The organism is Microbacterium sp. ABRD28, assembly GCF_003850245.1.
Classification (GTDB): domain Bacteria; phylum Actinomycetota; class Actinomycetes; order Actinomycetales; family Microbacteriaceae; genus Microbacterium.
On sequence record NZ_CP031015.1, the window covers coordinates 1,057,706 to 1,080,435 of the forward strand.

Sequence of the window (22,730 nt, forward strand, 5' to 3'; positions counted from 1 at the left end):
ACTCAGACTAGGACCCGGGAGGCCGGTGATTAGACTCGTTCCGTGATCGATCCCGTGCTTCTCCGCGACAATCCCGAGCTGGTCAAGCGCTCGCAGGAGGCACGGGGGGAGTCGGCGGACACCGTCGATGCCGCCCTCGACGCCGACCGCGCCCGCCGCGCCGCCATCACCGCGTTCGAGGAACTGCGCGCGGCGCAGAACGCGCACGGCAAGCGGGTGGCGCAGGCTCCCAAAGACGAGAAGGCCGCCCTCGTGGCCGAGGCGAAGGAACTCAGCGAGCGCGTCAAGACGGCCCAGCACGCCGTGACCGCCGCGGAGGAAGCTGCCGACGCCGCTTTCGCGCGCATCGAGAACATCGTCATCGACGGGGTGCCCGCCGGTGGCGAAGACGACTTCGTGACCCTCCGCACGCACGGTGAGACGCCGACGTTCGACTTCGCACCACGCGACCACCTCGAGCTCGGCGAGCTCCTCGGGGCGATCGACATGGAGCGCGGCACGAAGGTGTCGGGCAGCCGGTTCTATTTCCTCACCGGCATCGGCGCGCGCCTGGAGCTCGCGCTCATGACCCTCGCCCTCGACCGCGCGCTGCAGGCCGGATTCACGCCCCTCGTGCCGCCGACTCTGGTGCGGCCCGAGGTGATGCGCGGCACCGGATTCCTCGGTCAGCACGCCGACGAGGTGTACCACCTCGAGGATGACGACCTCTATCTCGTGGGCACGAGCGAGGTTCCCCTCGCCGGCTACCACATGGACGAGATCCTCGACCTCTCCCGGGGTGCCAAGCGCTACGCCGGCTGGTCGACCTGCTACCGCCGCGAGGCGGGTTCGTACGGTAAGGACACGCGGGGCATCATCCGCGTCCACCAGTTCAACAAGCTGGAGATGTTCGTCTACACCACCGTCGATGAGGCCGAGGCCGAGCACCAGCGTCTCGCCGACATGCAGGAGGGCATGCTGCAGGATCTCGGCCTGTCGTACCGGGTGATCGACGTCGCCGCCGGCGACCTCGGCTCCAGCGCCGCACGCAAGTACGACATCGAGGCGTGGGTGCCCACCCAGAACGCCTACCGCGAGCTGACCTCGACCTCCAACTGCACGACGTACCAGGCGCGGCGCCTGAACATCCGGCACCGGCTACCGGCCGACGAGGGCGGCAAGACCCAGTTCGTCGCGACCCTCAACGGCACCCTCGCCACCACCCGGTGGATCGTGGCGATGCTCGAGACCCACCAGCGCGCCGACGGCTCGGTGGTCGTGCCCGAGGTGCTCCGCCCCTACCTCGGCGGCCTCGAGGTCATCGAGCCGGTGTCATGACCGCCGAGTCTGCCGAGACCGGCCTCCCCGACACGGGCGAGATCGAACGCACCGAGCAGGAGGACGCTGCCGAGCTCGTCGAGGATCTCTCGACGGGACCCGACCGACCGGATGCCGCGGGCCAACGCCTTCTCATCGTGCTCGACATCGACGGCACCGTCCTCCTTGAAGACGAGACGCTCAGCCCCGGCGTCGTCGACGCCGTCGCGCATGCCGGCTCCGTCGGCCACGAGGTGATGCTCGCCACCGGACGCAGCTGGGAGTCCACCCGAGGCATCCTCCGTGTCCTCGACATCGCCCCCGAGTACGTGGTCTGCTCCAACGGCGCGATGGTGATGAAGCGCGTCGACGCCGATGAGGTGCGTTACGAGCGGTGGCACACCGAGACCTTCGACGCCACCGAGGTGCTGCGCCTGCTGCGCGAGCACCTCCCCGACGCGCGGTACATGGTCGAGCTGCCCGACGGCAGCCGGCTCTACACCGAATACCTCGAGGATTGGAACCTCGCCGGCGCCCGTCGGGTGTCGTTCGACGAACTCGTCGCGCAGCCGGTCTGTCGTGTCGTGGTGGTCTCGCCCGGAGACAGCGAAGACGACTTCATCGAGCTCGTCGAGCGCGTGGGGCTGAACGAGGTGTCGTACGCGGTCGGCTGGACGGCGTGGCTGGATGTCGCACCCCAGGGCGTCGACAAGGGGACCGCACTCGAGCTCGTTCGCAAGGAGCTCGGCATCGACCCGTCGCGCGTGCTCGTGATGGGCGACGGGCGCAACGACGTCGGCATGTTCGAGTGGGCGCTCCAGCACGGCGGCCGTGCCGTCGCCATGGAGCAGGGGCCCGACGAGGTGCGGGCCGCCGCCGGCGAGGTCACGAGCACCGTGCAGGCCGGCGGCGTGGCCGCCATCCTCCGCGCGCTGTAACCGGGCACGGGGCCGTCAGCGGAACATCATCTTCTCGTAGAGGGTGCGTCCGGTGACGTGGTCGGTGAGGTCGTCGAGGCGGATGTCGAGGTCGATGTCGGCGTTGAAGTCGTAGTACATCGGGTGCTCACCGGCGTGCAGCAGCGCACCGACGCCGTGCCGGGGCACCTTCAAGTCGAGCGACTCGATCAGCGTCGGGTTGGTCACCGTCATCGCGATCGACCCCCGGTCGCTTCGCCACGTCCACTCCATGCGCGTCGGGTAGGACTGGTGCCCCGGTCCGGGCACGTCGCCACTCGTGGTCAGCCGGAGCGGCACGAGGTCGTCGGTGATGACAGTGTCGCCCTTGGCGAGGAAGAAGGTGGGGATATTGATCTCGCCGAAGCCGAAGAGGCCCTTCGTCGTCATCCGCACGTACACGAGCGTGTAGTCGCCCACGTGCGCACGGCCCCAGTACCAGTGGTCGAGGAAGGACCCCATCAGATGATTGCCCCAGTTGTGGTCGTGATAGGCGCTTCCCGTCAGTTGCCGTGTCGTGCCGTCCTCGGTGATCGTCGCGTGCGCCGTGCCGTAGGGCACGGGCACGACCCAAGCGAGATAGCGGTCCTTGGCCTGTCCGAAGTAGGTGATGCCGGCTCCCGGTCGCCATGACGGCGCCGCGCGATCGATGTGCACGTCCGCGACGATGTCGTCGGCTTCGATATGCAGGTCGTAGGTGCGGAGGTCGCCGGTCACGCGGCTCGGACCGATGCGTACATCGCAGCCGTCGGTGGCGGCGGCGAACTCGTCGGCGGGGAAGGTCGGCTCGAGGTGCCGGCGGGTGCCGTCGGGCAACTGACGGATGACGAGGACGGTGGGCGTCAGCGGACCGGACGGATCGGTGTGCGGCTTGTTCGAGAACGTGACGACGAGGGTCGATCCGTCATCGAACTGGCAGTCGAAGTACCACCACTCGAACGTCGAATCGGCGGCTGCGGCAGCGCGGTACCCGTCCTCCCACGGCTCGACGGTGTCGGACGTCAGGCCGAGGGCGGCGAGACCCTCATCCTGCGAGTGTTGAAGCGTCGCACGGATCTCGGGGGTGTCGGGGATGTCGTGCGCGGCCATCGTCGGTCCTTTCGCGTCGGGTCGCGGATGAGGTCATCTTGGCAGGGCGGACCGGCGATGGTCGAGTGCCCCGAAGAGGCGGGCGGGCGCGCCTCCCAGGGCTCTGCCAGGCGCTGTGGGAAGAATGAGGGGTTGGCGCTGTCGACTAGACTCGACGCCGATTCGAACGGATGCCGCAGGGCGTGCGTTCGGGAGGGTTGTCCGAGCGGCCGATGGAGCTGGTCTTGAAAACCAGTGGGCAGAGATGTCCCGTGGGTTCGAATCCCACACCCTCCGCTTCCTACCCGTGAGGACCCGAGTGAGTCAGACGAGCAGAACCGGTGCGCGTGGGCGCAAAACGGTCGCCCGACACGGTCGGCTGCGGTCGCCGCATCCGTTCGCCTCGCTGATGAAGATGCTCGGCATCGTCGCGGCCGTCGTCCTGGTCTCGGGACTCGGCGTCAGCGCCTACGCCTACTACGACCTGACCACGAGCTTCGCGTCGGAGGCTGTGGAGCTCGAGGGCCAGGGGTCGGTCCCGCCCGACATCGGGGCGATCGAGGGCGGGGTCAACCTGCTGCTCGTCGGCACCGACGAGTGCGAGCCGGAGTACGCCTATCTGTTCGGCGACCGCTGCACCGGACCCGACGCCGAGGGCCAGCTCAACGACGTCAACATGCTGCTTCACATCTCCGACAACCCACGTCGGGTGACGGTCATCTCGTTCCCGCGCGACCTCATGGTGTCGATCCCCTCCTGCACGCGCGAGGACGGCAGCGAGACGGGTGGATCGAGCTACGAGCAGATCAACTCCGCGTGGAACTACGGGGGCCTCAACTGCGTGGTGAAGACGGTGTCGCAGCTGAGCGGCATGAACATCCCCTTCGCGGCCAAGGTCAGCTTCGGCAACGTCATCGACATCACCGACGCGATCGGCGGTGTGGACGTCTGCATCGGCAACGGGGGAATGCGCGACCGCTATACCGGCATCGACTGGGCGGCGGGGCCTCGCAACGTGCAGGGCGTGGAGGCCCTTCAGTTCCTGCGCACCCGCTACGGGCTCGAGAACGGCAGCGATCTCGCGCGTATCAGCAACCAGCAGCAGTACATGTCGTCTCTGGCGCGCAAGCTCGTCAGTGAGGAGGTGCTGACGAACCCCTCGACGCTGCTGCGACTGGCGACCACCGTCGTGGACAACGTGACGCCCTCGCAGAGCCTGACCAACCCGGTGACGATGGTGCAGATCGCACGCGCCGTGCAGGGCGTGCCGTTCGAGGAGATGGTGTTCGTTCGCTATCCCGTCTTCGACGACCCCTCCAACCCGAACCGCGTGGTGCCGGATGAGGCGGCCGCGGAGCAGCTGTGGGCGGCCCTGGAGGCCAACCAGCCGCTGCAGCTGACAAGCGACCCGAACCTCAGCGGTGGCGTCATCACGGCCGATCCCGCCCCGACCGATGCGCCCGCCGAGGGTGAGCCGACCGAGCCGACTGAGCCCGTCGAGCCCACGGAGGGTGCCGCGCCCGTCGAGCCTTCGCCGACCGAGACCGCGGCCGTGCTGCCCGACTCGATCCAGGGTCAGACCGCCGCGCAGGAGACGTGCTCGGCCGGGAACCTCTCGGGCTGAGCTCGGTTTCGGTGTCGCCCGCGGCACCCGTTATGATGGCTGAGCGCGTCCGGGTTTCTGCTCGGATGCCTGGAGACGTCGCATAGTCAGGCCTAGTGCACCACCCTGCTAAGGTGGAGTCCCCTCACGGGGACCGAGGGTTCAAATCCCTCCGTCTCCGCCACCGCCCACTGTCAGTTCGCGCTTCGTGCACGCCATTCGGACAGGGCCTCGTCCACCCGGTCGGCGAGGATGAAGAACGCATCCGCGCCCCGCTGTTCTTGCGTGCGTCTGTTGGGTGTAGCCCCGGGGAGGAAGCTGCGCATGTCGTCGGCGCGCAACTTCGCCTCGATCCGTCCGAGGGCATGAAGAAGCGCGGCGCCGCTGTCACCGCCGATCGTTCCTGTGAGCGTGGCCATTCCATCGGCGTCTCCGTCGCTCGGCTTCAGTGAAAGCAAAGCTTCGAGAATCAGCACCGCGGGTTCGTCTTCTACGAGGACATCGTTGATCGTCATTGCGGCACGCTATGTCACGCCTCCGACATCCATCGGAGCTCGCTGAAGAGGCAGGATGACCTTCGACGCGTCGGTGCGTGTCACGAGCGTCGGCTCCAGCGCGTGGGGGTGTCCTTCACGCGCGCGGCCCGCGTCGGGGCCTGTCGTCGTCGCGACGCGGCCGGCGCCCCGGGCCACCCGTGTCGAGCCGCAGCTCGATGAGCCGTCCCGAGATGCGGGTGCTCTCGAGCCGGTCGAGCGTGTCGCGGGACAGATCGGCGGGGAGCTCGACGAGCGAGAAATCCGGCCGGATCTGAATGGCCCCGAAGTCGTCGCGTTTGAGGCCGCCTTCGTTGGCGAGTGCTCCGACGATCTGGCGCGGCTCGACACGATGGCGTTTGCCGACGGCGATGCGATAGGTCGCCATCCCCTCGCGAGGAGTGCGGGGTCGGCGCTCGGCGCCGTCGCCCTCGCGGTCGAAGCGGGCTGGGCGTTCGCCGCGGTCACGGGTGAACCCCTCGCGGCGGCGCGGCTCGGGATCGGGCTCGAGCAGAAGCGGCGATTCGCCCTGCGCGACCACGGCGAGGGCGGCCGCGACATCGACTTCGGGAACGTCGTGATGACGGACGTAGTGCGCGACGATGTCGCGGAAGCGGTCGATGCGCTCCGTCTCGGCGAGGGCTGCGGTGATGCTGTCGTCGAAGCGCGCGAGTCGCGTGACGTTGACCTCGTCGACGCTCGGCAGAGGGATCTCGGTGAGCGGATGACGCGTGGCGCGCTCGATCGCACGCACGAGCCCACGCTCGCGCGGCGTGACGAAGCTGATCGCGTCGCCTGACCGTCCGGCCCGCCCGGTGCGGCCGATCCGGTGCACGTACGACTCGGTGTCGGTAGGGATGTCGAAGTTCACCACGTGCGAGATGCGCTCGACATCGAGTCCGCGGGCGGCGACATCGGTTGCGACGAGGATGTCGAGCTTGCCCGCCTTGAGTTGATTGATCGTCTTCTCGCGCACGGGCTGGGCGACGTCGCCGTTGATCGCGGCGGCGGAGTAGCCGCGTGCGCGGAGCTTCTCGGCGATCTCCTCCGTCACGCTCTTGGTGCGACCGAAGACGATCATGCCGTCGAAGTTCTCGGTCTCGAGGATGCGGGTGAGCGCATCCATCTTCTGGGAGAACGACACGATGAGGTAGCGCTGGGTGATCGTCGACGACGTGGTCGTCTTGGTCTTGATCGTGATCTCTTCGGGGTCATGCAGGTACTGCTGGGAGATACGCCGGATGGCCGCAGGCATCGTCGCCGAGAAGAGCGCGACCTGCTTCGTGGCGGGAGTGTCGGCGAGGATCGTCTCGACATCCTCGGCGAAGCCCATCTTCAGCATCTCGTCGGCCTCGTCGAGAACCAGATACTTCAGCGCGGTGAGGTCGAGCGTTCCCTTGTCGAGGTGGTCCATGATGCGCCCGGGGGTTCCGACGATGATGTGCACGCCCCGTCGAAGGGCCGACAGCTGCACACCGTAGCCCTGGCCGCCGTAGACGGGCAGCACGTGCACACCGCGCCGGTGGGATGCGTACTTCTCGAAGGCTTCGCACACCTGCAGCGCGAGTTCGCGCGTGGGGGCCAGCACCAGCGCCTGCGGTGTCTTCTGCGACAGGTCGAGTCGATCGAGGATGGGCAGCGCGAATGCGGCGGTCTTGCCCGTGCCGGTCTGTGCGAGGCCCACGACGTCTCGACCGGCCAGAAGGGTCGGGATCGTCGCTGCCTGGATCGCCGAGGGTGTCTCGTAGCCGACGTCGCGCAGCGCCGCGAGCATCGCGTCACCCAGCCCCAGGTCGGCGAAGGTCATCGAGGCGGACTCGTGCGGAGCCTCTTCCTCGATCGGGGCGTCGGGCGTGGTCACCCTTCAAAGTATTGCGGACTCTCCCCGCCCCGGCAGGGTCCCACCCGCAGGATCTCGTTCTCGAACAGGGACCCGACGCTTGTCGGACCTCCGATACGCGCGGCGTGACCAGTCCGTGACCCACACGCGGGCTCCCAACCGCCAGGATGAGCCGTATGACAGGCCCGGGCGACTCTTCCGAACTGGCGGCGCTCAAAGACCGCGTGCGCGCGTTGGAGAACGAGAACTCCGCACTCGCGGCCGCGGCGAAGCCGGTCCGCGTCGTCGAGGGGTCGCGGTGGCGGGCCGTCGCGTCCGCGCTCCTCATCGTCGTCGCCTCCCTCCTCCTCCCGGTGACGATCGTCGCCGCGTGGGCCCGGATCCAACTGGTGGACGAGGATGCTTTCGTGCAGACTCTCGCGCCGCTGGTCGACGACCCCGCGGTCCAGCAGCTCATCATCGACGAGACGCTCGACGCCATCGGCGAGCAGGTCGACTTCGAGGCGTTGACGGCGGATGTCTTCGACGGCATCGCAGACCTCGGCCTCCCACCGCGGGCGGAGGCGGCGCTCGGGCTGCTTCAGGCCCCGGCGGCGAACGGGTTGGAGAGTCTGGTCGCAGGAGCGGTGACGACGGTCGTCGAGTCGGATGCCTTCTCGGATGTGTGGGCGACCGCCACGCGGGCCGCGCATCGCGCGCTGACGGTGTCCGCCACCTCCGACGGCGGGGGAGTGGTCGTCCGCACTGACGACGGCGTGGGCATTCAGCTGGGGGCGATCGTCGAGCGCGTCCAGCAGGTGCTCCTCGACCGGGATGTCGCGATCGCTCAGCTGATCCCCGAAGTCGACCGGGTGATCATCGTCGGCGATGGGGAGGGACTGCAAGCCGTTCGGCTCGGATACGCCCTGGCGGTGACGGTGGGGACGTGGTTGCCGATCGTGACCCTCGCCCTGGCGGCGGGCGGCATCCTGCTGGCGCGCCGGCGCAGCAGAGCGGTCATCGGCGCCGGCATCGGCTTCGCGCTCGGAGCCGGAAGTCTGGCGGTGTCGTTCCTCGTGGGAGGCGCCGCCGTCGGTATCGTCGCCGAACGCCTCGACCTCTCCCCCTCGGCACTGGAGGTGATCTACGGACGCTTCGTCGACGCGATGCGCGAGACCGCGGTCGTCTTCACTCTGATCGGTGTGCTCCTCATCGTCGCGGGCTGGCTCGCCGGACGCTCGACCTCTGCGGTCCGCGTGCGGGGCAGCATCCACAGCCTCGATTCGGCCGCGAGACGCGGCCTTCAGGAACGAGGACTGAACACCGGGCGATTCGGGTTGTGGCTCACCGAGCGGAGAAGACTCGTCCGGGGCATCGTCGCCGTCGTCGCCGTCATCTGGCTGTTCCTGCTCCGTCCGATCGGACTCGGCGACGTCTTCCTCGTCGTGGTGACCGGCGTCGTCATCGCATGGATCCTCGAGCTGCTTCAGCGTCGGCCGGAGGAGGGGCCAGAGCTCATCACGGATGCACCGGAGCGCGCGCGAACGCCTCGATGACCGAGGTATCGCCGTCGACGGCGTAGCGATCCGGCTGCGCAAGGGGGTGGCCTCGCTCCCAGACGAACAGCGCAAGCTCACCGGCCGTAGCCGTGACACGCGCTCCTTCGATGCCGCGAGGAACCGCGTGCACCTGCCAATCCGTGCTGAGGGTCCAGGTTCGGTCGACGTCGGCCGCCGCCAGCATCAGGGCGGCGGGGAGCGGGTCGAGAGTGGCGCGGCTCCGGGCCAGGAACACCTCGAAGAGTTCGTCGACCGCGTCAGCGTATTCCGCGGCGGACAGCTCGGGCGCGACGCGCCACGTCTCGCCGCCCGCGGCGCGGAGATCGATCAGGTGCTTCGTCGTCTCGAAGACCATCCTTCGCCGCCAGAACCCGACGCGGCCATCCGGGCGGCCACCGATCACCCAGCAGGGGCCGTCGGGATCTGCGGCACGCAGGGCGGCCAGAAGCTCGTCTCGACAGGATTCGTACCACGCACGAGACGGGTCGGAAGGATTCGCGGACAGGGTGGCTCGGTCGACCGGAACCCTCGTGCGGACGATCTCCGCCGCCCACCGATGGATGCCGCCGAGATGCGTCACCAGCGATGACACCGTCGGCCAGCGCGACCAGCCGATCGCCGCATTCGCGTCATGCTCGTCGATCTCGGCGGCGAAGGCCGCGCTCGCCCTCTCGAACGCGCCGAGGTGAACGTTCGAGTCGAACATGGCTCGACGCTACCAAGGCGTCCGTGCCCATCCGTCACGGAACCGTAAGGACTTCCCTCCCTCCCGGGTCGACCGGGTGGCTACCGTGAAACAGGAGGGCGGAGAGAACAGCCGCCGGAACGGATCGGTCACCATGAGAACGCGCATCACCGGGATCGCCGCGCTCGTCGTCGCGGGGGGCCTGGTCCTCGCGGGCTGTGCGAGTACGGAGGCGGCGTCCACGCCCTCCGCGTCGAGCACCCCCGCCATGTCCGACGCCTCGACGCCGAGCGCCGAGCCGATGGCCCCCGAAGAGACGTCGTCGTCGATGGAGCCGGAGCCGTCGGAGCCCGCCGCCGTCGCGGAGGGGGCCTACCTCGACTACTCCGACGGAGCGATCGAAGCCACGCCCGGGCAGAAGGCGCTCTTCTTCCACGCATCCTGGTGCCCGCAGTGTCGCGCACTCGATGAAGACCTCCGGGCGATGGGGGCGCCGGACGACCTCACCGTCTTCAAGGTCGACTACGACAGCCGCACCGACCTTCGTCAGAAGTATGGTGTGACCCTGCAGACCACGGTGGTCTTCGTCGATGACGACGGCGAGCAGATCTCCTCGAGCGTCCTCTACGAGGACCCGTCGGTCGACTCGCTCGTCGCCGCGATTCCCTGAGCCGGTCCGATGACCGCTTCGCTCCTCGGCGCGCTGGCCGCAGGCATCCTCACCGTTGCGGCGCCCTGCGTTCTGCCCCTCCTGCCCGTCATCGTCGGCGGGTCGATCGTCCGCGGCGGCGACGCGCGGCGCGCGAGGTGGCGGCCCTATGTCATCGCAGCGTCGCTGGCCGTCAGCGTCGTGGCGTTCACGCTCGCCCTCAAAGCGACCACGGCTCTCCTCGGCATTCCGCCGCAGGTCTGGCAGATCATCTCGGGTGCGATCGTCATCCTCCTCGGTCTCGACCTCCTCTTCCCGGCGATCTGGGATCGGATCTCGGGGCGCTTCGGCCTGCAGGCGCGGACGAACACCGCGCTCGATCGCTCCGTTCAACGCCAGAGTTACGCCGGCGACATCCTCACCGGCGCCGCTCTGGGGCCCGTCTTCTCCAGCTGCAGCCCGACATACGCGCTCATCGTCGCAGCCGTTCTGCCGGTGTCCTTCGCCGAGGGGGTGACGTATGTCCTCGCCTATGCGCTCGGGCTCGCCGGTATGCTCCTGCTCATCGCGCTCCTCGGCCGCCGCGTCGTCCAGCGGCTGGGTTGGATGGCGAAGCCGGACGGCTGGTTCCGCCGCACGATCGGCGCGATCTTCATCCTCGTCGGCATCGCCGTGATCACCGGGTTCGACAAGCAGCTGCAGACCTGGATGCTCGACGCCAGCCTCTATGACCCCATCGCTCGATTCGAGGAGTGGATCGGTGCCGGCTGAGCCATCCTCGCCCCAGGAAGCGACCGACGCCCTGCTCGTCGGTCGCAGTGTGCTGCTCGTCGACGACGACCCCACCGTGCTGGAGGTCAGTCGTGCCTACCTCGAACGGGCCGGCTTCACCGTCCACACCGCGATCGACGCCTTCTCGGCCCTCGAACGCGCCGCGACCCTTCGGCCCGACCTTCTCGTCCTCGATCGAATGCTTCCCGGCGTGGACGGGCTGGAGGTGTGCCGACGGGTGCGCGCTTCACGCCCGGACGTCCCCGTCATCATGCTCACGGCCCTGAGTGCCGAAGACGATCGGATCGAGGGGTTGGAGGCGGGCGTCGACGACTACCTGGCCAAGCCGTTCTCGCCGCGTGAGCTCGCCCTTCGCGTCCGCACCGTCCTGCGCCGGGCGCTCGCGGCCGAGCGCTCGCCGCAGACGCCGGGCGAGGCGGTGCTCGACCGCGGCGCGCTCCGGATCGACACCGCGGCCCGAACCGTCCTCCGCGGCGGCGACGAGCTGGTGCTCACGGCTCGGGAGTACGACCTCCTGGTCTACCTCGCCCGACGTCCCGGCAGGGTGTTCACACGGGAGGCTCTCCTCGAGGCCGTCTGGGGGTGGTCGCACGGCGATCCCTCCACGGTGACGGTGCACGTGCGCCGGCTGCGGGAGAAGATCGAGGCGGACGCCGCGCACCCGACGATGCTCGTCACGGTGTGGGGATTCGGATACCGCTTGGATCTGCCCGGTTCCGGCGCGGACGCGCGAGAGCAGGATCGACGACGGGGACCGGACTCGTGACCGCGCCGGATCTTCTGATCGTCGTGGCCTCCTCGGCCGGGATCGCCGCCGCTGTCGGCATCGCGGCCTGGGCTCTGCTGAGGTTCTTCGCCGGCGCGAGGATCATCGTCCACGTCATCACGGTCGTCGTCGCCGCGGTCGCTGCCGTCGTCGGCGGGGTGCTCGTGGCTGCTCAGGCGATGTACCTGTCCGAGACCGACGTGCAGCTCGCCCTCGCCATCGCCGTCACGAGCGGGCTCGTCGCCATCGTCGTCGCGGTGCTGCTGGGAGCGCGGATCAGCCGTGCGGCGGGGGCACTCGGCGACGCGGCGCGCGACCTGGGGGCCGGTATCGCGGTGTCATCGGCGGAGGCGACCACGCTGCCGGTGGCGGAATTCCGTGCGGTGCTCCGGGAGCTGGCCGCCTCGGACGCGCGGCTGCGCGAGGCGCGAGATGAGGTCGAACGGCAGGCTGTCGCCCGGCAGGAGCTGGTGGTCCGCATCGCCCATGACCTCCGCGTGCCGCTCGCCGGCATCCGAGCCCAGGCGGAGGCGCTGCAGGACGGGCTCGCACCCGACCCCGACCGCTATCTCGCGCAGATCGCCGCGCAGGTCGACCGCGTCAACCGGCTCGTCGACGACCTCTTCGCCGTCTCACGCATCGACGCCGGAGCGCTCGCACTCCGCCGCCAGCCGACCTCCCTCGGAGACCTCGCCAGCGACGTCGCGGCCAACGTGCGCGCCGTCGCCGAGGCCGCGCGCATCGAGCTCGCGGTCGATGTGGCTGCCGACGCGACGGTGGAGGTCGACCCGTCGGAGTTCGGTCGCGCGATCGCGAACGTGATCGCCAACGCCCTCCAGCATGCGCCCGCCGGCGGTCACGTCGGCGTTCGCGTGGACGCCGGCGGTGACACGGCTCGGGTGACGGTCACCGACGACGGCCCCGGGATCGCCCCCGGTGATGTGGAGTACCTCTTCGATCCCGGATGGCGGGGCACGACCGCGCGGTCCCCGCACGCGCTGGACCTCGGGGGCGGTGCGGGGCTCGGGCTGGCGATCGCGCGCGGTGTCGCACGCGCGCACGGGGGAGACGTGACCACGGTCGCTCTTCCCGGGCGTCGCGGTGCTGCCTTCGTGGTCGAGATTCCGCTGCTCAAGCCCCTGCCGTCGCCGGCAGGGTCACGCCGTTCACCCGCAGGATCTCCTCCTGGTACGGCGCGATGACGGTGCCCGAGATCCGGCAGTCGAGCACGAGGAAGCGGCGCTCGTCTGCGGGTGTCGCCGCCCACGAGGCGAGGCGGTCGAGGTCGTCCATCCGCTCGACGACGACACCCTCCGCCCCCACTCCGGAGGCGAGCGCGGCGAAGTCGACCTGAGGGATGAGCATCGGCCCGCGGGCGAGGCCCTTCAGCCCGTACAGGTTGATCTCCGCCCCGTAGGCGGCGTCGTTCCAGACCACGGCGAGGCCGCGGCCCTGCGCGACCCGCACGGCGGACTCGAGGTCGGCGAGGGCCATCAGGCCGCCGCCGTCGCCGGTGGTGAGGACGACGGTGGCCTCCGGATGCGCGAGCGCGGCGCCCGGCACGGAGGGCCAGCCGAGGCCGATCGACTGGTAGGCCGTGCCGACCATCATCATCCGATCCGGTGAGGCGACCGGCCAGTACATGTTCGCCCAGCCGATGAAGTGCCCGCCGTCGGAGACGACGACCCGATCGGCGGGCAGGAGCTCGCCGATGCGGGCGGCGACCGAGCGCGGGTCGAGCCGGCCGTCGGGAGCGACGCCGTCGCCCTCGTCGTACCGGCGCAGCGGCGCGAGATCGACCGACTCGCGCCAGCCGCTCGGCGAACCGCCGAGCCGGGCGAGCTCGGCGACGAGCTCCTCGGCGACGAGCCCCGCGTCTGCCCGGACGTAGCCGCCGACATGCGGATGGGTGGCCGTGGGTGCGAGGTCGACCTGGAAGATGCGGGCGCCCGGCGCGAAGAGTTCGCCGAACCGCATCGTGAACTGGTTGAGCGACGCGCCGAACACGACGGCCACATCGGCCTCGCGCACGAGCTCCATCGCGCCTTCGGCGCCGAAGCCCCCGGTCACGCCGAGGTCGTACTCGCCACGGGGGAAGATCCCGCGGGCCAGGGACGAGCTGGCGGTGATCGCCCCGGTCGCGTCGGCCAGAGCGCCGAGCGCCTCGGCTGCGCCGGCGATCCAGGCGCCGCGACCGGCCAGCAGGAGGGGGCGCTCGGCGTCGCGGAGCGCTTGGGCGATGTCGCGGACGGCGGCTCGGGCGAAAGCGCTGGCCGGTGCCTGCGGCTCGGGCAGGCGCGGCGTCGGTGCATCGGGCACGGGGCCCGCCTCGCGCGTCACGACGTCGTAGGGGATGGCCAGCACCACGGGCACCCGGTAGGTCAGCGCGTGCTCGATCGCGATCACGGTGGTGGCGGCGGCATCGGCCCGACCCACGGTGTAGGTGCGGACGCCGACCCCGGCCGCCAGTGCGATCTGGTCGACGTCCCAGGCCCGGGGCCCTGAGGTGGGGGCATCTCCCACCACGAGCACGAGCGGCACGCGGGCCTGGGCCGCTTCGGCGAGGGCGGTGAGGGTGTTGGTGAAGCCGGCGCCGTAGGTGGCGGTGGCCGCGGCCAATCGGCCGGACGCGCGGTGGTAGGCGTCGGCGGCGACCACGGCGCCGGCCTCGTGGCGGACCGCCGTGAAGGTCGTGCCCGCCTCGCGTTCGAGTGCGTCGAGGAAGTAGGCGTTGCCGTTGCCCATCACCCCGAAGACATGCTCGACGTGGTGGGCGAGGGTCGCGGCGACGTGTGCGGAAACAGTGGACATGACGGAGCCTTTCGGCCCTCACGGGGGTGAGGACGACGTACGGATGCGGGAACCGTATGTGTCTCACACGTGCTGCGCACGGCTGCGTGCCCTTTTTTCGAGCACCGGCCCGATTGTGCGGGCCGGACGGTCAGATCATATACGAAGCGGATGCCGCCGACCAGGCGGACCACACCGACCGGCGTCAGTAGCTCGAGCGCTCCGGGTCAGCCGTATCCGCAGGCGACCACCGCGCCGCCAGTGCTTCGGACGTGCGGGCGAGAATCGCCACATCGGCTGCCACGAGCACGAAGGAGGCACCCTGGTCGAGGTAGGACTGCGCAGTCTCGGGGTCGAAGGCATTGACACCGACCGGCGTGCCTGTCGCGAGGACCGCGGCGAACGCGCGATGCGCAGCAGCGACGACGTCGGGGTGCGTCTGCTGACCCAGCAGCCCGAGGGAGGCGGCGAGGTCGCTCGGTCCCACGAAGACCCCGTCGACCCCGTCGACCGCGGCGATCTCTCCGGCGGCCGCGACCCCTGCCGCCGTCTCCACCTGGACGAAGAGCGACACGTGCTCGTCGGCGTCGGTGAGGTAGCCGTCGATCCGGTTCCACCGGGCCGAGCGCCCCAGCGCCGACCCGACGCCGCGCTGCCCGCGCGGGGGATAGCGCATCGCCGACACCGCGGCTTCGGCGTCGGCCTCCGACGACACCATCGGCACGAGGATGTTCTGCGCACCGAGGTCGAGCACCTGCTTGATGACGACCGGGTCGTTGCTCGGCACACGGACCACCGGCGTGATGGGGTACGCCGCGACGGCCTGCAGCTGCGCGAGCACCGACTCCAGACCGTTCGGGGCGTGCTCCATGTCGATCAGCATCCAGTCCAGGCCCGATCCCGCGCAGATCTCGGCCACGAGGTGCGAGCCCGAGCACACCCACATCCCTGCGAGCGGCCGAGGGGATGCCGCGAGTGCGGCCCGGAAGGTCGGACTCAGACGAAGCGGCATGTGATCTTTCCCATCGGTCCGTAATCGCACAGCACTTCGTCGCCGGCTGCCACCCACATCGGCCGGGTGAACGAGCCGGCGAGGATGATCTCTCCCGCCTCCAGGCGCGCGCCATGCTGGTGGAACTTGTTCGCCAGCCACGCGACGCCGGTGGCGGGATGGCCGAGCACGCCGGCGGCGACGCCGGTCTCGACGATCTCGCCGTTGCGTGAGAGCACGCCGGGCACCCATCGCAGGTCGATCTCATCGGGGCGCTTGTGCACGTCGCCGAGCACCATCGCGCCGTAGGCGGCGTTGTCGGAGATCGTGTCGACGATGGTGCGACCTTCCAGCTCGATGTGGGAGTTCAGCACCTCGAGGGCGGGGACCGCGTAGTCGATCGCCGCGAGCGCGTCGTCGAGCGTGCAGCCGGGGCCGTGGAGGGGGCGGCCGAGCACGAACGCGAGCTCGACCTCGATACGCACGTTGGAGAACCGGGAGGCGTCGATCTCGTCGCCCGAGCGGAAGACGGTGTCGTCGAACATGACGCCGTAGTCGGGCTCGCTGATGCCTGTCGCCTCCTGCATCGCCTTGGAGGTGAGACCGATCTTGCGACCGACGAGTCGGCGCCCGGCCGCGATGTTGCGGTCTCGCCAGACGCCCTGGATCGCGTAGGAGTCCTCGACGGTGGCGTCGGGGTAGCGGGCGGTGATCCGCGGGATCACGCCGTTCGTGCGGTCGGCCTCGGCGAGCTCCGCGGCGATCTGCGCGATGGTGTCAGCAGGCAGCATCCGATGTCCTTCCGCGGCTCAGAGCTGGTTGCCGAGTTTGAACTCGCCGTCGCTCCGCTCCGGCGCCCGGGTGTACGAGAAGCCGTCGGCTCCGATGGTCACCGCCATCTCGGACGAGTCGGTGCGGGCGACGACCGGCTGCGGGTTGCCGTCGAGGTCGAGCACGAGTGAGGCCTCGGTGTACCAGGACGGCACGACGGGGTTTCCCCACCAGTCACGGCGCTGGTTGTCGTGCACGTCCCAGGTGACCACGGGGTTGTCGGGATCGCCGGTGTAGTAGTCCTGGGTGTACACCTCGACGCGGTGCCCGTCGGGATCCCGCAGGTACAGATAGAAGGCGTTCGAGACGCCGTGACGGCCGGGTCCGCGCTCGATCCGGTCGGACAGGCGCAGGGCGCCGAGCTTGTCGCAGATCGCGAGGATGTTGTGCTTCTCGTGCGTGGCGAAGCAGACGTGGTGCATGCGCGGGCCGTCACCGCCGGTCATCGCGGTGTCGTGCACGGTGGGCTTGCGCCGCATCCAGGCGGCGTAGACCGTGCCTTCCTCATCCTGGATGTCTTCGGTGACGCGGAACCCGAGGGACTGCATGAAGTTCACCGCCCGGGGAACGTCGGGAGTGACCTGGTTGAAGTGGTCCAGACGCACGAGCTCGCCGGGGCTGTGCAGGTCGTAGCGCCAGGAGAGTCGCTCGACGTGCTCGGTGGCGAAGAAGAACTCGTAGGGGAAGCCCAGCGGATCGACCACCCGCACCGAGTCCCCGATGCCCCGGGTGAACCCGTTCGGCTCGCGCCGCACCTCGCACCCGAGCTCGGAGTAGAACGCGACAGCCTTATCGAGGTCTTCGGCCGAGCGCACGCGGTAGGAGAACGCGGCCACCGCCGCGATCGGGCCTCGACGCAGCACGAGGTTGTGGTGGATGAACTCCTCGGTCGACCGCAGGTAGATCGCCTCGTCGTCCTCCTCCGTCACATGCAGACCCAGCACGTCGACGTAGAACTCCCGGGATGCGGCGAGGTCGGTGACGACGAGCTCCATGTAGGCGCAGCGCAGGATGTCGGGCGCCGGAGAGGCCGGGGTGGGGATGGGGTTCGCCGACTGGATCGGCGCTTCCTGGCCCACCCAGAAACCGGAGGAGGTCAGGGTCATGTCGTCGCGGTGGCTCATGTCAGGGTCCTTACTTGCCGAACGTCGGGTTGTGCACCGTGCCGAGCGTGATGTGCACGGCCTGCTGATCGGTGTAGAAGTCGATCGAGCGATACCCGCCCTCATGTCCGAGGCCGGAGGCCTTGACCCCGCCGAAGGGGGTGCGGAGGTCGCGGACGTTGTTGGAGTTCAGCCACACCATGCCGGCTTCCACCGACTGCGAGAAGTTGTGCGCGCGCTTCAGATCGTTCGTCCAGATGTAGGCCGCCAGACCGTACTTCACACCGTTGGCGAGCTCGAGCGCCTCTTCCTCGGTGTCGAAGGGGGTGATCGCGACCACGGGGCCGAAGATCTCCTCCTGGAAGATCCGCGCGTCCGGCGCGACATCGGCGAACACCGTCGGTTCGACGAAGTTGCCGGTCTCGAAGCCCTCGGGGCGGCCCCCGCCGGCGACGAGGCGTCCCTCGGTCTTGCCGATCTCGATGTAGCCCATGACCTTGTCGAAGTGCTCGGGGTGCACGAGCGCGCCCACCTCGGTGCGGGGGTCGTGCGGGTGGCCGACCCTGACCCTCTTCGCCTGCGCGGCGTACCGCTCGACGAACTCGTCGTAGATCTCCCGCTCGACGAGGATGCGGGAGCCGGCGGTGCAGCGCTCGCCGTTCAGTGAGAAGACGCCGAAGATCGTCGCGTCGATGGCGGCGTCGAGGTCGGCGTCGGCGAAGACGACGGCGGGCGACTTGCCACCCAGCTCCATCGACAGGCCCTTGAGGTGGGGCGCCGCGTTACCGAAGATGATCTGCCCGGTGCGGCTCTCACCGGTGAAGGAGATCAGCGGCACGTCGGGGTGCTTCACCAGCGCGTCTCCAGCCTCTTCGCCGAGACCGTTGACGAGGTTGAACACGCCGGTCGGAAGGCCAGCCTCCTCGAAGATGCCCGCCCACAGCGACGCCGAGAGCGGCGTGAACTCGGCGGGCTTGAGCACGACGGTGTTGCCGGTCGCGAGGGCGGGTCCGAGCTTCCACGACTCGAGCATGAACGGCGTGTTCCACGGCGTGATGAGGCCGGCGACCCCGATCGGCTTGCGGTTGACGTAGTTGATCTGGCGCCCCGGCACCTTGTAGGTGTCGTCGGACTGCGCGACGATCAGGTCGGCGAAGAAGCGGAAGTTCTCCGCCGCGCGGCGCGCCTGGCCGAGAGCCTGGGTGATCGGCAGGCCCGAATCGAACGATTCCAGTTCGGCGAGGCGGGCGTCGCGCGACTCGACGATGTCGGCGATGCGGTGGAGGATCCGCGAACGCTCGCGCGGCAGCATCCTCGGCCACGGCCCCTCGGTGAACGCCACGCGCGCGGCGGCGACGGCACGATCGATATCGGCCTTCTTTCCGGCCGCTGCGGTGAGGTAGGTCTCGTTCGAGACCGGGTCGAGCACATCGAAGGTCGCGCCGTCGAGCGAGTCGACGAACTCGCCGCCGATGTAGTGCTGGATGTGGCCGGGCAGATCAGCGGGCACATGCCGCTCGGTGGTGCGCGCAGCGGTGTCTGTCATGGTGCTCCTTCGCGAGGGTCAGAAGGCCGGGAGGCCGAGGGTCTCGTCGGGGTGTTCGTGGATCATGTAGGCATCGAGCGTCGCCGAACGGTGGCGCCGTGCGGCTTTCTCGATCTCGCCGAGGGGTGCACCGGTCTCGATGAGCCGCAGGATGTTCTCGTGCTCCTGGACGGACTCCTGCGCACGGCCGGGGACGAAGCTGAACGTCGAATCGCGCAGGTGCCCGAGACGCCCCCACTCCGCTTCGACGAGCTCGAGCATCCTCGGGTTCGCGCACTTGCCGTAGAGCGTGGCGTGGAACTCCTGGTTCAGGCGGGTGAAGGAGCGCGGGTCGAAGTCGGCGAGCGATTCGATCATCCGCTCGTTCACCTGCCGGGCATGACGGATGTCGTCGATACTCAATCGCCGCGCGGCCAACGCCGTCGCGGTGCCTTCCAGGATCGACAGAGCCTGCATGCTGAACCGGTACTGCGTGTCGTCGACCATCGAGACCCGCGCCCCCACATTGCGCTCGAACGTCACGAGCCCCTCGGCCTCGAGCTGCCGGATCGCTTCGCGCACCGGCACCACGCTCATGTCGAGCTCGGCGGCGATGGTGCCGAGCACCAGCCGGTACCCCGGAGTGAACTCCTGCGACGCGATACGCTCCTTCACCCAGTGGTAGGCGCGTTGCGACTTGCTGAGGCTCGATGCCGGTGCGGTCACCTCTCCGCTCGCCATGCGAGGTACCGTTCCTTCCACTCGCCGGTGAGCGGGAAGAGTCCGTCGACCGGATGCCCCTGGGCGACCTGTTCGGCGATCCAGCCGTCTTCGACCTCCTGCTCCAGGGCCGCATCGACGATCTCTTCGACCATCGACGGCGGGATCACGATGACGCCGTCCGCGTCGCCGACGAGGATGTCGCCGGGCTGGACGGTGGTTCCACCGCACGCGATCGTGAGGTCGGCGTCCCACGGCACGTGGCGGCGGCCGAGCACCGCGGGGTGCGCGCCGGCGGTGTAGACCGGAATGCCGACCGCAGCCACGGCGTCGACATCTCGGACGCCGCCGTCGGTCACGATGCCCGCTGCGCCGCGGGCGTGTGCGCGGATGGCCAGGATGTCGCCGAGCGTGCCCGACCCGGCCTCGCCCCGCGCTTCGATGACCAGCACCTCGCCGTCGCCCACCGCGTCGAAGGCACGCTTCTGGGCGTTGTAGCCGCCGCCGTGGCTGTCGAAGAGGTCTTCTCTGTTGGGAACGAAGCGCAGCGTGCGGGCCAGGCCCACGAGCTTCTTTCCGGGGTGGAGTGGGCGGACGCCGTCGATCGTGACGTTGTTCAGGCCGCGCTTGCGAAGCTGCTGCGACAGCCCCGCGACCGGGGTGCGCTCGAGCTTGGCGCGCACGTCGGCTGACAGCCCCGAGGTCGGATCGGCGCCCAGCCCCGCAGCCTCGCGTGAACCCCACGCCTCGGCTCGCTGCAGGTCGTCGACGGCGGGAAGGGAGCCGACGCGGGGGTCGAACCCCTTTTCGCCCTGCACGACCGTCGTGCGCAGCCTCCCGGAGGAGGGGGCGCCGGGCGCGTTCGGGGCGTCCACCTCGACCTCGACGACGTCGCCGGGGACGACGACCGACGATCCCGCCGGCGTGCCGGTGAGGATGACGTCGCCGCGTTCGAGGGTCATGTGCTGAGACAGATCGGCGACGAGCTGGGCGAGGGGGAAGATCATCCCGGCGGTGGTGTCATTCTGTGCCAGCTCGCCGTTCACCCAGGCGCGGACACGGAGGCCGCCCGGATCGATCTCGCTCGCGGTGATGAGTCGAGCGCCGATCGGGGTGTAGCCGTCGCGGCCCTTGGAGCGGACGTTCGATCCCTTGTCATTCGCGCGCAGGTCGTAGAGACCGAAGTCGTTGGATGCGGTGACCCATCCGACGTGCGCCCAGGCCTCGTCGACGCCGACACGGCGGGCGTCGCGGCCGATGATCAGCGCGACCTCTGCCTCGAAGGCGAGCAGCTCGGTGCCGGCCGGGCGCTCGATGGTGTCGCCGGAGGCGGCCACGGAGCTCGATGGCTTGAAGAAGTAGGACGGCGTTGCGGGGCGGCGTCCGCGCTGGTCGGCACGCGAGGCGTAGCTGAGGTGGATCGCCACGATCTTCCCCGGGCGCTGGGGGAGCGCAGAGAAACGCCGATCGGCGGCATCCGTCACTGCGATGTCTTCAGTCATGAGCTCCCTCGCTTCCGCACTTGCGGCATATTCCAAATCGTATATTATCGACACCGCACCGGCAAGCGAGACATCGTGCACCGCCGGAGACAACGTCGTCACGAGGAGTCACGGAAGATGAGCGAGACATCGCAACAGGGGTTCACGCCCACCGGCACGATCAGCACACCGACGGACCGCCGCCGCGTCGTGTTCGCCACCGTGGTGGGAACCACGGTCGAGTGGTACGACTTCTTCATCTACGCCCAGGCGGCGGGACTGGTCTTCGCCCAGCTGTTCTTCGCGCCGCTCGGCGAGACGATGGGCATCATCCTGTCGTTCCTCACGGTCGGGATCAGCTTCCTGTTCCGCCCGCTCGGCGCCTTCCTCGCCGGTCACTACGGTGACAAGTACGGGCGCCGGATCGTGCTCGTGATCACCCTCGTGCTCATGGGGGTCGCGACGACCCTCGTCGGCCTCCTGCCCACCTACGCGGCCATCGGCGTCGCCGCGCCCATCCTGCTCATCGTCCTGCGTATCCTGCAGGGCGTCTCGGCAGGCGGCGAGTGGGGCGGCGCGGTGCTGATGGCCGTCGAACACGCCCCCACGCGCAAGCGCGGGCTCTTCGGCGCGTCACCGCAGATCGGTGTGCCGATCGGCCTGCTCCTCGCGTCCGGGATGATGGCGCTGATGTCGGTCCTCGCCCCCGGGGACGCCTTCCTCGAGTGGGGGTGGCGCGTGCCGTTCCTCTTCTCGATCGTGCTCATCCTCGTCGGCTACTACATCCGTCGCCGCGTCGAGGAGAGCCCGGTCTTCGTCGAGCTGGCCGAGCGCAAGGAGCGCACCCGCACCCCGATCGCGCAGCTGTTCCGCAAGCACGCCCTGCTGGTCTTCATCGCCGCGCTCGTCTTCGCCGGCAACAACGCGGTCGGCTACATGACCACCGGCGGCTACATCCAGAACTACGCGACCAACCCCGAGGGCCCGCTGGCGATGGAGCGCAGCAGCGTGCTCCTCGCCGTCACCGGTTCCGCGGTGTTCTGGCTGGTCTCCACCTGGATCGCCGGATGGCTCAGCGACAAGATCGGTCGCCGCACGACGTACATCGGTGGATGGCTCCTGCAGCTGGTGGGGGTGTTCACCCTGTTCCCCCTCGTGAACACCGGTGACATCGGTCTCCTCTTCGCCGGGTTGGCGATCCTCGCCATCGGGCTCGGCTTCACCTACGGCCAGCAGGCGGCGTACTACGCCGAGCTGTTCCCGGCCTCCATCCGGTTCTCGGGAGTGTCGATCTCGTACGCGATCGGCGCCATTCTCGGAGGCGCGTTCGCCCCGACCATCGCAACCGCCCTGGTGCAGGCGACCGGTTCCACCTGGTCGGTCGCCCTCTACCTCGCGGGGATGACGGTGCTGGGCCTGACGGCGACGCTCGTGCTGCGCGACCGCACCGGCATCCCGCTCGGTCCTGATTTCGAGGCGGAGCAGGCCAAGAGTCCGATCTACGGGATGGTGAAGGCCTGACCCCTGACCGGCGGGCCGTGCCGCGGGCGCGCTGCCGCGTGT

General features: G+C 69.4%; 20 protein-coding genes and 2 tRNA genes. 11 read left to right on the forward strand and 11 right to left on the reverse strand.

Annotation, left to right across the window (positions count from 1 at the left end; genetic code table 11):
• The first annotated feature begins 42 nt into the window (after window positions 1-42).
• Both serS and DT073_RS05225 read left to right on the forward strand, forming a co-directional pair.
• Window positions 43-1,317, forward strand: coding sequence for a serine--tRNA ligase (serS, locus tag DT073_RS05220; RefSeq protein ID WP_124292426.1), 1,275 nt, complete (start codon window positions 43-45; stop codon window positions 1,315-1,317).
• Window positions 1,314-2,234 carry an HAD family hydrolase gene (locus tag DT073_RS05225; protein ID WP_124292427.1) on the forward strand — a complete coding sequence of 307 codons (921 nt, stop codon included), beginning with the start codon at window positions 1,314-1,316 and terminating at the stop codon, window positions 2,232-2,234. The genes serS and DT073_RS05225 overlap by 4 nt, the downstream gene beginning before the upstream one ends.
• Before the next feature lie 15 nt (window positions 2,235-2,249).
• On the opposite strand, the gene DT073_RS05230 is transcribed toward DT073_RS05225, so the two are convergent.
• The gene (locus tag DT073_RS05230; RefSeq protein WP_124292428.1) at window positions 2,250-3,341 is read right to left on the reverse strand and encodes a hypothetical protein; all 1,092 of its coding nucleotides are present in this window, start codon (window positions 3,339-3,341) and stop codon (window positions 2,250-2,252) included.
• A 191-nt stretch (window positions 3,342-3,532) separates the two neighbouring features.
• Between DT073_RS05230 and DT073_RS05235 the strand changes: the two genes are divergently transcribed.
• From DT073_RS05235 to DT073_RS05245, 3 genes are all read left to right on the forward strand, one after another.
• Window positions 3,533-3,617 (forward strand) — tRNA-Ser (locus DT073_RS05235).
• A gap of 112 nt (window positions 3,618-3,729) precedes the next feature.
• Entirely contained in the window at window positions 3,730-4,944 is a 1,215-nt protein-coding gene (locus DT073_RS05240; RefSeq protein WP_240638780.1) for an LCP family glycopolymer transferase, read from the forward strand.
• A 71-nt stretch (window positions 4,945-5,015) separates the two neighbouring features.
• A tRNA-Ser gene (locus DT073_RS05245) sits at window positions 5,016-5,107 on the forward strand.
• A gap of 10 nt (window positions 5,108-5,117) precedes the next feature.
• On the opposite strand, the gene DT073_RS05250 is transcribed toward DT073_RS05245, so the two are convergent.
• Window positions 5,118-5,438, reverse strand: coding sequence for a DUF222 domain-containing protein (locus DT073_RS05250; RefSeq protein ID WP_124292430.1), 321 nt, complete (start codon window positions 5,436-5,438; stop codon window positions 5,118-5,120).
• Between the two features lie 115 nt (window positions 5,439-5,553).
• Window positions 5,554-7,263 (reverse strand): DEAD/DEAH box helicase, encoded by a 1,710-nt coding sequence (locus DT073_RS05255; protein ID WP_124294366.1) that lies wholly within the window; start codon window positions 7,261-7,263, stop codon window positions 5,554-5,556.
• A gap of 209 nt (window positions 7,264-7,472) precedes the next feature.
• Here DT073_RS05255 and DT073_RS05260 point away from each other — a divergent pair, with 209 nt between their 5' ends.
• Window positions 7,473-8,831, forward strand: a complete 1,359-nt coding sequence (locus tag DT073_RS05260) for a hypothetical protein (protein ID WP_124292431.1) — start codon at window positions 7,473-7,475, stop codon at window positions 8,829-8,831.
• On the opposite strand, the gene DT073_RS05265 is transcribed toward DT073_RS05260, so the two are convergent.
• Complete coding sequence (locus DT073_RS05265; protein ID WP_124292432.1) at window positions 8,794-9,540, reverse strand: maleylpyruvate isomerase N-terminal domain-containing protein; 747 nt, start codon at window positions 9,538-9,540, stop codon at window positions 8,794-8,796. The genes DT073_RS05260 and DT073_RS05265 overlap by 38 nt on opposite strands.
• Before the next feature lie 133 nt (window positions 9,541-9,673).
• Between DT073_RS05265 and DT073_RS05270 the strand changes: the two genes are divergently transcribed.
• The 4 genes from DT073_RS05270 to DT073_RS05285 are packed head-to-tail and all read left to right on the forward strand — an operon-like array spanning window position 9,674 to window position 12,928.
• Complete coding sequence (locus DT073_RS05270) at window positions 9,674-10,189, forward strand: thioredoxin (RefSeq protein WP_164478150.1); 516 nt, start codon at window positions 9,674-9,676, stop codon at window positions 10,187-10,189.
• Between the two features lie 9 nt (window positions 10,190-10,198).
• Entirely contained in the window at window positions 10,199-10,939 is a 741-nt protein-coding gene (locus DT073_RS05275; RefSeq protein ID WP_124292434.1) for a cytochrome c biogenesis CcdA family protein, read from the forward strand.
• Window positions 10,896-11,726, forward strand: coding sequence for a response regulator transcription factor (locus DT073_RS05280; RefSeq protein WP_124292435.1), 831 nt, complete (start codon window positions 10,896-10,898; stop codon window positions 11,724-11,726). Before DT073_RS05275 ends, DT073_RS05280 begins: the two co-directional genes overlap by 44 nt.
• Entirely contained in the window at window positions 11,723-12,928 is a 1,206-nt protein-coding gene (locus DT073_RS05285) for a sensor histidine kinase (protein ID WP_124292436.1), read from the forward strand. Before DT073_RS05280 ends, DT073_RS05285 begins: the two co-directional genes overlap by 4 nt.
• Here DT073_RS05285 and DT073_RS05290 read toward each other — a convergent pair.
• The 7 genes from DT073_RS05290 to DT073_RS05320 form a co-directional block, all read right to left on the reverse strand.
• Window positions 12,858-14,537: a thiamine pyrophosphate-binding protein gene (locus DT073_RS05290; RefSeq protein WP_124292437.1), complete on the reverse strand. Its 1,680-nt coding sequence runs from the start codon at window positions 14,535-14,537 to the stop codon at window positions 12,858-12,860. The two genes, DT073_RS05285 and DT073_RS05290, sit on opposite strands and share 71 nt — an antisense overlap.
• A 184-nt stretch (window positions 14,538-14,721) precedes the next feature.
• Window positions 14,722-15,528 (reverse strand): HpcH/HpaI aldolase family protein, encoded by an 807-nt coding sequence (locus tag DT073_RS05295; protein ID WP_124292438.1) that lies wholly within the window; start codon window positions 15,526-15,528, stop codon window positions 14,722-14,724.
• Complete coding sequence (locus DT073_RS05300; RefSeq protein ID WP_124292439.1) at window positions 15,513-16,298, reverse strand: 2-keto-4-pentenoate hydratase; 786 nt, start codon at window positions 16,296-16,298, stop codon at window positions 15,513-15,515. The genes DT073_RS05295 and DT073_RS05300 overlap by 16 nt, the downstream gene beginning before the upstream one ends.
• 18 nt (window positions 16,299-16,316) lie before the next feature.
• Window positions 16,317-17,462, reverse strand: a complete 1,146-nt coding sequence (gene hpaD, locus DT073_RS05305; RefSeq protein WP_124292440.1) for a 3,4-dihydroxyphenylacetate 2,3-dioxygenase — start codon at window positions 17,460-17,462, stop codon at window positions 16,317-16,319.
• 10 nt (window positions 17,463-17,472) lie between these two features.
• Window positions 17,473-18,987: a 5-carboxymethyl-2-hydroxymuconate semialdehyde dehydrogenase gene (gene hpaE, locus DT073_RS05310; RefSeq protein ID WP_124292441.1), complete on the reverse strand. Its 1,515-nt coding sequence runs from the start codon at window positions 18,985-18,987 to the stop codon at window positions 17,473-17,475.
• Between the two features lie 18 nt (window positions 18,988-19,005).
• Window positions 19,006-19,707 (reverse strand): GntR family transcriptional regulator, encoded by a 702-nt coding sequence (locus tag DT073_RS05315; RefSeq protein ID WP_124292442.1) that lies wholly within the window; start codon window positions 19,705-19,707, stop codon window positions 19,006-19,008.
• Complete coding sequence (locus DT073_RS05320) at window positions 19,689-21,188, reverse strand: fumarylacetoacetate hydrolase family protein (RefSeq protein WP_124292443.1); 1,500 nt, start codon at window positions 21,186-21,188, stop codon at window positions 19,689-19,691. Before DT073_RS05320 ends, DT073_RS05315 begins: the two co-directional genes overlap by 19 nt.
• Before the next feature lie 117 nt (window positions 21,189-21,305).
• Here DT073_RS05320 and DT073_RS05325 point away from each other — a divergent pair, with 117 nt between their 5' ends.
• The gene (locus tag DT073_RS05325) at window positions 21,306-22,688 is read left to right on the forward strand and encodes an MFS transporter (RefSeq protein ID WP_124292444.1); all 1,383 of its coding nucleotides are present in this window, start codon (window positions 21,306-21,308) and stop codon (window positions 22,686-22,688) included.
• Window positions 22,689-22,730: the final 42 nt, after the last annotated feature.